At 70.0% G+C, this 12,910-nt stretch carries 11 protein-coding genes; 7 read left to right on the forward strand and 4 right to left on the reverse strand.

Features of this window, described 5'->3' with window-relative positions; all coding sequences use genetic code 11:
* Window positions 1-45 precede the first annotated feature (45 nt).
* From ACWEV3_RS18400 to ACWEV3_RS18425, 6 genes are all read left to right on the forward strand, one after another.
* The gene (locus tag ACWEV3_RS18400) at window positions 46-876 is read left to right on the forward strand and encodes a M55 family metallopeptidase (protein WP_452615030.1); all 831 of its coding nucleotides are present in this window, start codon (window positions 46-48) and stop codon (window positions 874-876) included.
* 137 nt (window positions 877-1,013) lie between these two features.
* Entirely contained in the window at window positions 1,014-3,107 is a 2,094-nt protein-coding gene (locus ACWEV3_RS18405) for a PhoX family protein (protein WP_452615031.1), read from the forward strand.
* A 94-nt stretch (window positions 3,108-3,201) separates the two neighbouring features.
* Window positions 3,202-3,840: a hypothetical protein gene (locus ACWEV3_RS18410; RefSeq protein WP_452615032.1), complete on the forward strand. Its 639-nt coding sequence runs from the start codon at window positions 3,202-3,204 to the stop codon at window positions 3,838-3,840.
* Window positions 3,841-3,846: 6 nt separating this feature from the next.
* A complete protein-coding gene (locus ACWEV3_RS18415) occupies window positions 3,847-4,797 on the forward strand; it encodes an N-acetyltransferase family protein (RefSeq protein ID WP_452615033.1) in 951 nt (316 codons plus the stop codon).
* 138 nt (window positions 4,798-4,935) lie between these two features.
* Window positions 4,936-5,475, forward strand: a complete 540-nt coding sequence (locus ACWEV3_RS18420; protein WP_452615034.1) for a cupin domain-containing protein — start codon at window positions 4,936-4,938, stop codon at window positions 5,473-5,475.
* Window positions 5,476-5,526: 51 nt separating this feature from the next.
* A complete protein-coding gene (locus ACWEV3_RS18425; protein WP_452615035.1) occupies window positions 5,527-6,156 on the forward strand; it encodes a TetR/AcrR family transcriptional regulator in 630 nt (209 codons plus the stop codon).
* Between the two features lie 34 nt (window positions 6,157-6,190).
* Here the strand turns inward: ACWEV3_RS18425 and ACWEV3_RS18430 are convergent, their stop codons facing one another.
* Window positions 6,191-7,540: an MFS transporter gene (locus tag ACWEV3_RS18430; protein WP_452615036.1), complete on the reverse strand. Its 1,350-nt coding sequence runs from the start codon at window positions 7,538-7,540 to the stop codon at window positions 6,191-6,193.
* 101 nt (window positions 7,541-7,641) lie between these two features.
* Here ACWEV3_RS18430 and ACWEV3_RS18435 point away from each other — a divergent pair, with 101 nt between their 5' ends.
* On the forward strand, window positions 7,642-8,325 hold the full coding sequence (locus tag ACWEV3_RS18435) for an SDR family oxidoreductase (protein WP_358580446.1): 684 nt from the start codon (window positions 7,642-7,644) through the stop codon (window positions 8,323-8,325).
* 269 nt (window positions 8,326-8,594) lie between these two features.
* Here ACWEV3_RS18435 and ACWEV3_RS18440 read toward each other — a convergent pair whose 3' ends face one another.
* The 3 genes from ACWEV3_RS18440 to ACWEV3_RS18450 form a co-directional block, all read right to left on the reverse strand.
* Entirely contained in the window at window positions 8,595-9,926 is a 1,332-nt protein-coding gene (locus tag ACWEV3_RS18440) for an amidohydrolase family protein (RefSeq protein WP_452615037.1), read from the reverse strand.
* A gap of 398 nt (window positions 9,927-10,324) precedes the next feature.
* Window positions 10,325-10,981 carry a response regulator transcription factor gene (locus ACWEV3_RS18445; RefSeq protein WP_358580451.1) on the reverse strand — a complete coding sequence of 219 codons (657 nt, stop codon included), beginning with the start codon at window positions 10,979-10,981 and terminating at the stop codon, window positions 10,325-10,327.
* Complete coding sequence (locus ACWEV3_RS18450) at window positions 10,978-12,777, reverse strand: sensor histidine kinase (protein WP_452615038.1); 1,800 nt, start codon at window positions 12,775-12,777, stop codon at window positions 10,978-10,980. The genes ACWEV3_RS18445 and ACWEV3_RS18450 overlap by 4 nt, the downstream gene beginning before the upstream one ends.
* Between the last annotated feature and the right edge of the window lie 133 nt (window positions 12,778-12,910).

A 12,910-nucleotide genomic window follows, 5' to 3' on the forward strand; every position in this document is an offset into this window, starting at 1 on the left:
GTCGCGTGAAACCATGCGGTGACCGGTGATCTTCGGAGGTGGCGGATGCGGATCTACCTGAGCGTCGACATGGAAGGCGTCACCGGCCTCGTCGACGCCCAAGACGTCCAGCCCGCCGGGCGCGACTACGAGAACGGTCGGCAGATGATGGCCGAGGACGTCAACGCGGCGATCCGCGGCGCGATCGCCGCGGGGGCAACGGAGATCACCGTCAACGACGCGCACGGACCGATGCGCAACCTGCGCTCCGACATGCTGCACCCGTCGGCCCGGCTGATCCGCGGCAAGCCCAAGAACATGGGCATGCTCGAAGGGCTCGACGGCACCTTCGACGCCGCGCTCTGCATCGGCTACCACTCGCGCGCAGGCACGTCGGGCGTGCTCAGCCACAGCTTCATGGGCCACGAGATCGAGGACATGTGGCTCGACGACCGCCCCACCGGCGAGATCGGCCTCACCCACGCCACCGCCGCCGCGCTCGGTGTCCCGGTGGTGCTGCTCTCCGGCGACGACACCGCGTGCGCGGAGATGACCGAATGGGATTCCGGCGTGCGGACCGCAGCGGTGAAGTATGCGCGCGGCCGCTTCGCCGCCGAACTGCTGCCACTCGCCGAGGCTCGCGATGCCATCGAAACCGCGACCGCCGCGGCCCTGACCGGCGAGCTCCCGGCTCCGCGGCCCGCGCCGGAAACCACGACGCTCGCGGTGCGCTGGCAGTCGGCTTCGGTGGCCGGCACGCTGCTGAACCTCCCCGGCGTCACCGGCCGCGACGACCGCACCGTCGCGATCAGCGGCCCCGTTCCGGAGGTCTACCGGCAGTTCCGGGTGTGGCTGAACGTGGCCGCTTCGCTCACCGACCAGCGGCCCTACTGCTGATGATCCGTGTCCGTCCGGATACGCTGCGTTGGGCCTTTTCGGTTGCCCCGGCACCGTTTTGATAACTCTGCGTCGCTTGTTCAGGCCTCGTTCACCTTCGCGTCCAGGAACCATCGCCTGATCGACCTAACTTCCAGATGTTCCCCGACGAGCACCTGGAGGTCCGCTTGCCTTCCCGACCGGACAGCGGGCGGGTAATCCCGCTCCCCCTGCTTTCCCACCACTCCGCGAACCGCGCCTCGGTCACCTGCAAGTACCGCTGCGGCAACGCATGCGCGCACGAGGCCCCGAACACCTCGGCCAACGCCTACTTCGGCGACATCGTCGAGAGCGTGCTCAGCCGCCGGTCCGCGCTGAAGGCGAGCGGCGTGATCGCGCTGGCCGTCGGCGGCGCAGCGGCGCTCACCGGAACCGCGACCGCCGCCCCGGCGCCGCCGGCCCGCCCCGGCAGCGGGAACGTCCCGGGCACCGACTTCACCCCGGTCGCCCCGAACACCGAAGACCTCGTGGTCACCGCCGAGGGCTACGACCAGGGCATCGTGATCCGCTGGGGCGACCCGGTGGTGGCGGGCGCGCCCGAGTTCGACTTCGGCAAGCAGACCGCGGCCGCGCAGGAAAAGCAGTTCGGTTACAACAACGACTTCGCCGAACTGGTCCCGCTGGACGGCAGCGGCAAGCAGAACCTGCTGGTGGTCAACCACGAGTACACCACCGAAACGCACATGTTCGTCGGCTACGACGAGAACAACCCGACCGAGGAGCAGGTGCGCATCGCCTGGGCCGCGCACGGCCTTTCGGTGGTGTACGTGGAGCGGGAGCAGCGCGGCGGGCTCAAGCCGAAGCCGAGCCGGTACAACCGGCGCATCACCCTGAACACGCCGTTCGAGCTGCGCGGCCCGGCCGCGGGCAGCGACCACCTCAAGACGTCGGTCGACCCGACCGGCACCAAGGTCTTCGGCACGCAGAACAACTGCGCGGGCAGCCTGACGCCGTGGGGCACGATCCTCTCCGGCGAGGAGAACTTCAACCAGTACTTCGCCAACGCCGACTCGGTCACCGACCCGGCGACCAAGGCGCGCTACGCCCGCTACGGCATCAAGGGCACCACGAGCACCCGCAAGTGGGAGAAGTTCGACAAGCGCTGGGACCTCGCGCAGGAGCCCAACGAGGCCAACCGCTTCGGCTGGATCGTCGAGATCGACCCGCACGACCCGGACTCCACGCCGGTCAAGCACACCGCGCTCGGCCGGTTCAAGCACGAGGGCGCGGCGGTCAAGATCGCCGACGACGGCCGGGTGGTCGCCTACTCCGGCGACGACGAGCGCTTCGACTACATCTACAAGTTCGTGTCGAACGGCAAGGTGAAGCGGGGCACCAGCGCCTACGCCCGCCGGCACAACATGACGCTGCTCGACGACGGCACCCTGTACGTCGCGCGGTTCGCCGGCAACAGCCCGGCGAGCGAGATCGACGGCACCGGCAAGCTGCCGTCGGACGGCGTCTTCGACGGCACCGGCGAGTGGATTCCGCTGGCCAGCGGCAAGAAGTCGTTCGTGCCCGGCTTCACCGCCGAAGAGGTCTACATCTTCACCCGCCTCGCCGCCGACAAGGTCGGCGCGACGAAGATGGACCGGCCGGAGGACATCCAGCCGAACCCGGTCAACGGCCGCATCTACTGCGCGCTGACCAACAACTCCAACCGCGGCTCGACCGGCAACGCGGCGCCGGACGAGGCCAACCCGCGGGTCGGCAACAAGCACGGCCACGTGCTGGAGGTCGACGACGACGCGACGGGCACCAAGTTCCGCTGGGACCTGCTGCTGGTGTGCGGCGACCCGAACGACGCGGGCACCTACTTCGGCGGGTTCGACAAGTCGCAGGTCAGCCCGATCTCGTGCCCGGACAACGTGGCGTTCGACCGGCACGGCAACCTCTGGATCTCCACCGACGGCAACGCGCTGAAGAGCAACGACGGCCTGTTCGCGGTGCCGGTCGACGGCCCGGAGCGCGGTCGGGTCAAGCAGTTCCTGACGGTGCCGCACGGCGCGGAGACCTGCGGCCCGGTGGTCCGGGACACCGTGGTGACCGTGTGCGTGCAGCACCCGGGCGAGCTCGACGGGGCGAGCGCGGACAAGCCGGCGTCGCACTGGCCGGACGGCGGCGACTCGCAGCCGCGTCCGTCGGTCGTGGCGGTCTGGCGCAAGGACGGCGGTGAGATCGGCCGACGCTGATCCACCTTGCGAGCGCGGGGGTCTCCGGCAGGTCCGGAGGCCCCCGTTGCGTTGTGCGGGATTGCGGGATCACCAGCACGGCTAACCTCGTGCTGTGGCGGTGTTTTCGGACCAGCGCGCTTTCGCCGCGGCGATCAGCCGCGCGCTCGCCGATGCGATGCCGGGCTCCCGGGTGTCGTTGATCGGGTCGCTGGGGGCCGGAACCGACGACGAGTACAGCGATATCGACCTCGCCTGGGTGGTGCCGGACGGCGCGGTGTCGAGTGCGGCCGATCGGCTGGGCGCGGCGCTCGGTGTGGTCGCCGAGGTCGCGTCCGTGCGGTCGGATCCGGAGTTCCAGCGATCCGCGTTGCACCGGTCGGTCTTCGCGCGGTTTCGCGGCGTGCCGTTGTTCTGGCGGCTCGACCTGCAGATCTGGGCCGCCTCGCACGCCTTCGACGCCGACGTTCCTCAGGCGAGCGGCACCGACTGGTCGCTGCCGGAAAGCGCGGCGATGAACGCGCTCGGTGCGTGCAAAGCAGTGCTGCGCGGTCGACCCGAGACGGCGGAAGGCTTGCTGTCGCGGGGTTTTCATCGCATCGGTGAGCCGGACCCGGTTGGTGGGTGGGCACAGCGCATCGCCGCGCTCGTCGATGCGGCCGCCGCTCGGGAACCGCGACTGCACGAGATCGCTTCGGACATCCATGCGCTGCTTCGCAGGTACGGCAACGACTTTCGGCTGTGGACGGGGTGAGGCCGGATGGATCTGGAGATCGTGCCGTTCGACGGCCGTTTCGCCGGGCAGGCCGCGCGACTGATCGCCGGTGACCACGCATCGACGGGGACGGACCTCGCCGACGCGGATGTGGCCGAACGCCTCGTGGCGCAGTGGCAGGGCGACGGGCCGGCCGTGGCCGCCGTGGCCCGCGGCGAACTCGCCGGTTTCATGGCGGCATCGGCACCGGCATCGCCGGGAGACCAGCTGGCCAGGATCCGCCTCCAGCAGCACGCCTCGGTGCCGGAGGGAAGGCGCGAGATCTACCGCCGCCTGTACGGGGCGCTGTCCGGGCAGCTCACCGCGGTGGGCGCCTTCGAGCATTCGGTGGTGGTCGCGGCCGCGCACCAACCCGTCATCACCTGCCTGTTCGAGCTGGGTTTCGGCATCGACCAGGTCAAGGGCCTTCGGCAGGTGGAGCCGATCGGTGCCGCCGGGGCGGTCGAGGTGCGCGAGGCCGATGCGGAGGATCTCGCGGAACTGCTGGATCTCACCGTGGAACTGCAGCGATTCCACGCCGCACCGCCGATCCTGCGCCCCGCGCTCCTGGACCTCCGGGCGATCCGGGACGACCTCAGGGCGTCGCTCGGTGACGCCGACCGGGTGGTACTCGTCGCGGCGGAGCGCGACCGGCTGATCGGGATGATCCAGGCGGGCCGCGACAACCGCTTCCCGGCCACGGCCACGATCGGCCTCGCCGTGGTGACCGCCGACGCGCGATCCGGGGGAGTGGGCACGGCGCTGGTGTCCGGCGTCCTCGGCTGGGCGTCCCGCCGCGGCTTCCGCTGCTGCGGCGCCGAGTGGTCGTCGGCGAACCCGGTCAGCGACGCCTTCTGGCGCGGCCGCGGCTTCGTGCCAGCGCGCTACACGCTCACCCGGCTGATCGACTCCCGCGTCGCCTGGGCCGACACCGGCCTGAGCTATCGCTATTTCTGAGCCACGTTGGGAAAGTGCGCGGCTCGCACCAGCGATCACCGTGCTCCGGTCTGGTCGTCAATAAGTAAACTACACGGTGCAGTTGAGTTGATGCACTGATGAGTGTAATTTCGTGGCGAGACCCAGAGGAGGATCACCATGTCCTACCCGCCAGACCGGTACCGGGGCGACACCGGCGAGATCAGCGCTTCCTTCCGCCCGGCGGACGCCGATCCGGAGCTGGTCAACCCCTCCGGCACCAGGACCTACTACCTGGCCACCGGGAAACCGACCGGCCGAACCCACGACATCGCCACCGACGGCGAATTCGGCCTCTACCACGTGGTCGACCTGGCTCCCGGCGCCGGAACCGGCACCCACTTCCACAAGGCGATGTCCGAATCGTTCTTCGTCACCGACGGATCGCTGCGGGTCTACGACGGGGCGAAGTGGCGCGAAGCGACCAAGGGTGACTTCCTCCACGTGCCCCCGGGCGGACTGCACTCCTTCTACAACGAGTCCGACGAGCCGGTGTCGTTCCTGATGCTGTTCGCACCGGGCGCCCCGCGCGAGGAGTACTTCGAAGGCGTCGGCCACATCGCGGCGCTGGACGACGCCGAGCGAGAGCGGTTCTTCGTGGAGCACGACAGCTACTTCACCGACCTGCGATCCGGCCCAAAGAGCGGCAACTCCCGGTGAGGCCCGACGTAGACTGCACGGAGTAGTGCAGTTCGTTGGAAGGGGGCTCCGGTGTCACCGACCGGCCGACCGGAGAAGCGCCGCGCCATCGAGCAGGCGGCGCGCAAGGTGTTCGGCCGCGAGGGCTACACGCGGGCCAGCGTGGACGCGATCGCCGCAGAAGCGCAGGTGTCCAAGCGCACCATCTACAACCACTTCGCGGACAAGGAACAGCTCTTCCTGTCGGTGGCGCTGGACGGGGCGCACGAGGTCACCGACGCCATCGCGCGGCTGATGGAGCTGCACCTGCGCAAGATCGTCGACATCGAGGAAGACCTCGTCGCCTTCTGCCGGGACCGGGTCGCGGCGGTGGCGGAGTTCCCGGACCACTTCGCGCTCGTCCGGACGCTGGAAGCGGAGGTGACCAGGATTCCCCCGGCGGTGCTGGAGAAGTGGCTGGCCGCGGGCCCGCAGTCGGCGCACGAGCGGCTCGCGCCGTACCTCCGCAAGATCGCCGACAACGGCCTGCTCCAGTTCGACGACGCTGAGCGGGCCGCCTTGCACCTCAACCTGCTCACCATCACCGCCGTGCTCCAGCGGACGTTCTACGGCTCGATGCCGATCCCACAGGCCGAGGCCGACGAGCTCATCGTGAGCGGCGTGCGGGCGTTCTTGCGGCTGTACGCCGCTGCTCGCTCCTGAAGCGCGCTGTGGCGTCCGCTTTGGATTTCGCGCGTCAGCCTTCGGATCGGCTGTCGGTCGATTCCCGCCGCTCCCCGCGTGGCGCGGCGCGGAGGGCGACCACCGTGATCGCCGCCGCGACCATCACGATGCCCACCACCCACAGGCCGGTCTTCTGCGAGCCGGTCGCGTCCTTGAGCGCTCCCGTGATGTAGGGCGCCGCGAACCCGCTGATGTTGCCCAGCGAGTTGATCAGCGCGATACCGCCCGCCGCTGCCGCGCCCGCCAGGAAGTTGCTGGGCAACGCCCAGAAGGTGGGCAGCGCCGCGCAGACACCGACGGCGCAGATCGTCACGGCGACCATCGCGCTGAACGGATTGCCCAGGTACAGCGCGATCGGGATGGAGATGCCGCCGAGCAGCATCGGCAGCGCGACGTGCCACACGCGCTCCCGCGTCCGGTCGCCGTGCGCGGCCCAGAGCACCATGGCCACCGCGCCGACCACGTACGGAACCGCCGTGATCAACCCCGTTTCCATCGTCGACAGGTCGGTGCCGTACTGCTGCTCGAAGCCCTTGATGATGGTGGGCAGGAAGAAGCCCAGCGCGTACAGCCCGTACGCGATGCCGAAGTACACGAACGCCAACGCCAGGATCCGCGGGTGGGTCAGCGCCTTCCGCAGCGGCCAGCCGTGCGCCGTCTCGGTCTGCGCCCGCTCGGCCTCCAGTTGCTCGGTCAGCCACGCGCGCTCCTGCGGCGACAGCCACTTCGCCTGGGACGGCCGGTCGGTCAGGTAGAACCAGGTCACCACCGCCAGCAGCATCGCCGGGATGCCCTCGACGAGGAACATGAACCGCCAGCCGGACAGGCCGAAGACCCCGTGCCCGGTGCTGATCAGCGCGCTCGACACGGTGGCGCCGATGGCGCTGGACACCGGGACCGCTGTCATGAACAGCGCGACCGCCTTCGCCCGCTGCACCGCCGGGAACCAGTAGGTCAGGTACAGGATGATGCCCGGGAAGAACCCGGCCTCGGCCACGCCGAGCAGGAATCGCAGCACGATCAGCGCGGTGGCGCTCGGCACGAACGCCATCACCGTCGCGACCACGCCCCAGGTGATCATGATGCGGGCGAGCCACTTCCGCGCCCCGAAGCGGTGCAGGGCGAGGTTGCTCGGCACCTCCAGCACCAGGTAGCCGATGAAGAAGATGCCCGACGCGAAACCGAACGCGGTCGCGGTCAGCCCCAGCTCGTCGTTCATGCCGTTCGGGCCGGCGAAGCCGATGTTGACCCGGTCCAGGTAGTTCACAAAGTAGAGCAAGATCAGGAACGGCATCAACCGCACCGCGACCTTGCGCAGGACGCGGTTCTGGGCACCGGCAGGGGCGGCGTCGACACTGCTCACTCGGGTGACCTAAGCCTCATACCCCCAATGGGTCAAGGGGTAGTCCGCTGATTGGGACGGCCGGTCGCCGGGCCGAAACCGTACGGCGATACCGTTAGGGCATGCCCGAACGCCCAATTGCCCTGGTCACCGGCGCCTCGCGAGGCATCGGTGCCGCCGTCGCCCGCTCGCTTTCCGACACGCACGACCTGCTGTTGGGCGGGCGCGACGCCAACGCGCTGCAGGAGCTCGTCGACGAGCTCCCCGGTGCCAAATCGTGGCCCGTGGAACTCACCGACCACGACGCCGTGGCCACTGCGGTCGCCGACATCGAACGGCTCGACGTGGTGGTGCACAGCGCCGGCCTGGTCGAGCTGGCCTCGGTCGCCGAAGCCTCCAGCGACTCCTGGCGGCGCACCTTCGAGCTGAACCTCTTCGCCGTCACCGAGCTGACGCGCCTGCTGCTGCCCGCGCTGCGCGCCGTGAAGGGCCACGTGGTGCTGGTCAACTCCGGTGCCGGCCTGTCCGCGAAGCCGAACTGGGGTTCGTACGCCGCGAGCAAGTTCGCGCTGCGCGCCTTCGCCGACGTGCTCCGCGCCGAGGAAGCCGGGCACGGCGTGCGGGTCACCTCGGTGTTCCCGGGGCGCACCGCCACCGACATGCAGCGCACCGTCCGAGACCAGGAGGGCGGGGCGTTCGAGCCGGACCACTACCTGCGCCCGGAGTCGGTCGCCGCGCCGATCGTGTCCGCGGTGCGGGCCACCGGCGACGCACACCTCACCGAGATCGTCATCCGGCCGTCCTGAGGCCGTTCCGCGAGGGGCCGCGCGCATGAGCCGACCCGCAGAGCCGACACTGCGCCGCGGGTACCTAGGCCCTCTGCGGGAGCCGCAGTCCCGCTGTGGCCGCTCCGGCGTGGCGAAGGCATTGGTCGCTACGCCGGAGCCGTTCCAGCCGGACGCCCTCACCGCAGTCCGAGCAGCACCGCATGCCGCAAGCGGCTGACGCCGCCTCGCGAAGCGCGTCCTGCCCCGGAACCGGTCGAAGCATCCGGTCCGAACAGGGTGGTCCGGGTTCAGCCCCGGATGTGCTGTGCGGACTTGCGTGCCGTGGCCTGCACGGTGCGCCGGTCCACGCGCGTGGGCTCGCGCTCGTGCAGCACTTCTTCACCCGCGACCCAGACGTCCCGTACGCACCGGGAACCGGCGGCCCACACCACGTTGGCCAACACCTGAGCGTCCGGCGCGTCCAGGCCCGTGGCGAACGCCGGGTTGTCGATGTCGAGGTGCACGATGTCTGCCCAGCGCCCGGGTTCCAGCGCGCCGATGTCGTCGCGGTGTAGCGCTTCAGCCCCGCCTCGCGTCGCCGCGAGCAGCGCCGCCCGCGAACTCAGCGCCGTCGCATCGCCCGTGACCGTCCGTGCGAACAGTCCTGCCAACTGCACCTCCTCCCACAGATCCAGATCGTCGTTGCTGGATGGCCCGTCGGTGCCCAGTCCCACCGGAATGCCAGCGGCCAGCATGTCGACCAGCCGTGCGGTCCCCGACGCGAGCTTCGCGTTGGATCCCGGGCAGTGCGCCACGCCCACCCCGCGGCGCGCGAACAACTCGATGTCGTCGTCCGACAAGTGCACGCCGTGCGCGGCGAGCACCCGGCCGTCGAGCACGCCGAGCTTCTCCAACAACGCGGGCACCGAACCGAACTGCTTGCGCTGCTCGGCGTCTTCGGCGGCGCTCTCCGCCACGTGCGTGTGGACCAGGGCGGCACGCTGTTGCGCGGACTCGCCGATGGTCTGCAGCGCCTCCGGCGGCAGCGTGTAAGCCGAATGCGGCCCGTACGACAGCTCCACCCGGTCGCCGGGGCCGAACCGGAGGCCGTCGGCGTCGATCCACCGGTTGATCCCGTCGACCATGCCCTGCCAGCCGCCGAGCTTCTCCAGTGCCGGCGTGGAGATCACCGCCGATGCGAACACCACGCGCGAACCGACCGCCAGGGTGGCCTCCACCACCGACTCGCCCATGAAGTACATCTCGGCGCTCGTCGTGACGCCGGCCCGCAGCATCTCGACGCACCCGAGCTCCATCCCGGCGCGGACGTCCGCCGGACGCAGCCGAGCCTCGGCGGGCCAGATCACTTCGTGCAGCCAACGCAGCAGCGGCAGGTCTCCGCCCATCCCCCGCAGCAGCGTCATCGGGCTGTGCGCGTGCGCGTTGATCAGGCCCGGCAGCAGGATTCCGCTGCATTCCCGGACGGTCGCGTCGTTCGGGCGTTCCGGCGCTCCGACCCGCGGCCCGCAATACACGATGCGACCCTCGCCGTCGACGTCCACCACGGCGTCCCGGATCACCGAGCAGCCGGGATCGCAGGGCAGAACCATCGGTGCGTGCAGGCGCAGTGCGATCGACATGCCCGCATTCTGCCCGACGCTTATCCGCCGCCCGCCGTGCTCATGACAAGCAACATGATCACCCCCGCCAGCCCCGCGATACCGCCCAGCACCGCCATGAAGAAGATGTCTTGCGTGCGCCTCGTCATGACTCCAGAATCGCCGGATTCCGGCCCCTGGACCTCGGCTGATCGGCCCGTCGACCTCGTTCGATCGGCCAGTCCCAGCTGACCGTTCGACCGACCCCGAACGGGTAGGCGCAGCAGGCGGGTTCGGCCACGCGGCAGCGCCGGTGCAACAGCGCCGCGGCTCGCCGGGCAATGCTGTTACACCGCAAGAAACCAACGGCGTGGCACGCAAAGGCGGCGCACGAGCCGGATCGGCCGGCTAAGCCGCGCCAACGCGTGCCGGGGCGGAGGTCATTCGTCCATGAGCCCGCTGCGCCAAGCCCAAGCCGCGGTCTCCACCCGGTTGCGGGCCTTGATCTTGCCCTGCGCGGAGGCGAGGTGCGTCTTCACCGTCGACAGCGACATGAACAGCTCCTGGCCGATCTCGCCGTTGGTCAGGCCGCGCGCGGTCGCCCGCACGACGTCGAGCTCGCGTTCGGTCAGGTCCACGCTCGGCGCCTGCACCGCGCGACGTTGCACCTGGGGCTGGGAGAAGTGCTTGAGCAGGCGCACCGTGATCTGCGGCGAGACCAGCGCATCGCCGCGCTCCGCCGCCCGGATCGCCTCCAGCAGCAGCGTCGGGCCGGCGTCCTTGAGCAGGAAGCCGCTCGCCCCGTTCCGCAACGCGCTGTCGACGTATTCGTCGAGATCGAAGGTGGTCACGACGACCACCTTGATCGGGTCGGTGACATCGGGGCCGGCCAGCTGCTTGGTGGCCTCCAGCCCGTCGATCCCGGGCATCCGGATGTCCATCAGGCACACGTCCGGCCGCTTCTCCCGCGCGACCCGGACCGCGTCCACGCCGTTCGCGACGTCCGCCACCACTTCGATGTCGTCCTGGGATTCCAGGATCATCCGGAAACCGGCGCGCACCAGCTCCTGGTCGTCGGCGATCAACACCCGGATCATCGCTGTCCCACTTCCCCGCTCTGCTCCGCCAACGGCAGAACTGCTTCGACGCACCAACCGATGTGGTCTCCGGGACCGGCCCGGAATCTGCCGCCCAGCAGCTCGATCCGCTCCCGCATCCCCACCAAACCGTATCCGCCCGAGCCGCCGACCGGTTGCTGGCGTACCGCCGTGCCGTCATCGGTGATCCGCGCGTAGATGTTCACCGGGTCGGCGTGGACGTCGATCTGCACGTAACTCGCGTCGAGCGCGTGCTTTTCGGCGTTGGTCAGGGATTCCTGCACCACGCGGAGGGTGGACCGGGCGACCTCCGGCGGGATCTCCCGCCCGAGGTCGATGCGCAGGTCCACAGTGGTCGGCCGGTGGTCGCCGACCGGAACCCGCCGGGTGGCGTTCACGAGGGCTTCGAGGTCCGCTTCGAGGTCGGTGGTGGCCTGCTCGGTGGCCGCCGAAGCGCCGGCAGGTTCGGCGCCGCGCATGCTCGCGACCAGGCGCCGCATCGCGGTCAGCGCTTCGGTGCCGCTGTCGGCGATGCGGGCCAGTGCGTCGGTCGCCGCCTTCGGGTTCTTCTCCGCGACCATCTGGGCCGCCTGGGCCTGCACCACGATGCCGGTGACGTGGTGCGCCACCACGTCGTGCAACTCCCGCGCCAAGGCCATCCGCTCGGCCTGCTGCGCGTCCGACACCGCGCTGCGCACGGTCTTCGCGCGCTCCGTGTCCCGCGCGCGGAAGTACATCCCGGTGCCGACCGAGATGACCAGGAACAGCCCGCCCATGAAGATCGACTGCAGGTAGTCGCTGAAATCGCTGAGCGATGACGAGGGGACCGGCATCACGAACAGGGCGAACAACGCCGAACCGACCAGCGCGGCGCCCGCCAGCACCGCGCGCCGCGGTTCCGCGTGCCTGGTGGCGTAGGTCACCAGCAGCATGCCCGCTCCGGTGGCGGAGATCGGGATCCCGCCGATCATGGCGACCTCGGTCGAGAGCCCCCAGAAGCGCATCATCAACGAGGTGAGCACCAGGGCCGTGGCCCCGAGCACCGACGCCTCGAACGGCCGGACCGGCCCGAAGACGGCCAGCACCGACATCACGACACCGCACAGCAGCAGCACGACACCGCTGACCAGCGAATCGCTCCCGTTCTTGGTGAATTCCAAGAAGACCAGCACGCTCAGCACCGCGATCACCGGCCATTGCCGGCGCACCAGCGCGCGCAGCGGGGTGTCCCGGGACTCCTCCGGCGCGGATCGGCGGCTGCGCAGGTAGATGCCGGTGCCCGCGGTGAGCATCAGCTGCAGGAAGCCGAAGCTCAGCGTCTGGCCGAACGCCATCCCCGGGTAGACGGCCGACATGTGCCCGCGCACCAGCACCGATGCGACGCAGCTCACCACCAGCACCGCGGTGACCGGAATCGCCTTGTGCAGCGGGCGGAACCGGAACAGGTACAGGACCAGCAGGAGACCCGCCAAGTTCTCGGTCGGGGTGATCGTGAGCAGCCCCAGGGAGTAGAAGTGCGCGCCGGACAGCCGGCCGACCACCGTGGTGCAGCCCAGCACGACCGCGGCCGCGAGCCCGCACCAGACCGGCGCGCGCCGACCGAGGATCGCCAGCAGCGCCATCGCGGTGATCCCCGGGATCAGCACGATGTCGTCTTCGAACAACCCCAGCGTGTTCCCCAGCCAGATCAACCCGAGCAGCCCGGCGAAGATCCACTGCTCGCGCAGGAGATCGCCGAGGCGGCGCCACCACGGGGCGGTCGGCCCGGGTCCGGGGCTCGTCGCGCTGTTGCTCACGGCTCGACCGTAACCGGTGGCCCGATTCGAACACCTTGGCCGAATGGTTCGAATGCCCTGGCCGATCGGCCGACCCCCGCGCGTCGATCAGCGGCCCCGAGGCCGATCCGGAATCCGCCGCCGGCCGCCAATC

This window comes from Saccharopolyspora sp. NPDC003752, assembly GCF_053605825.1.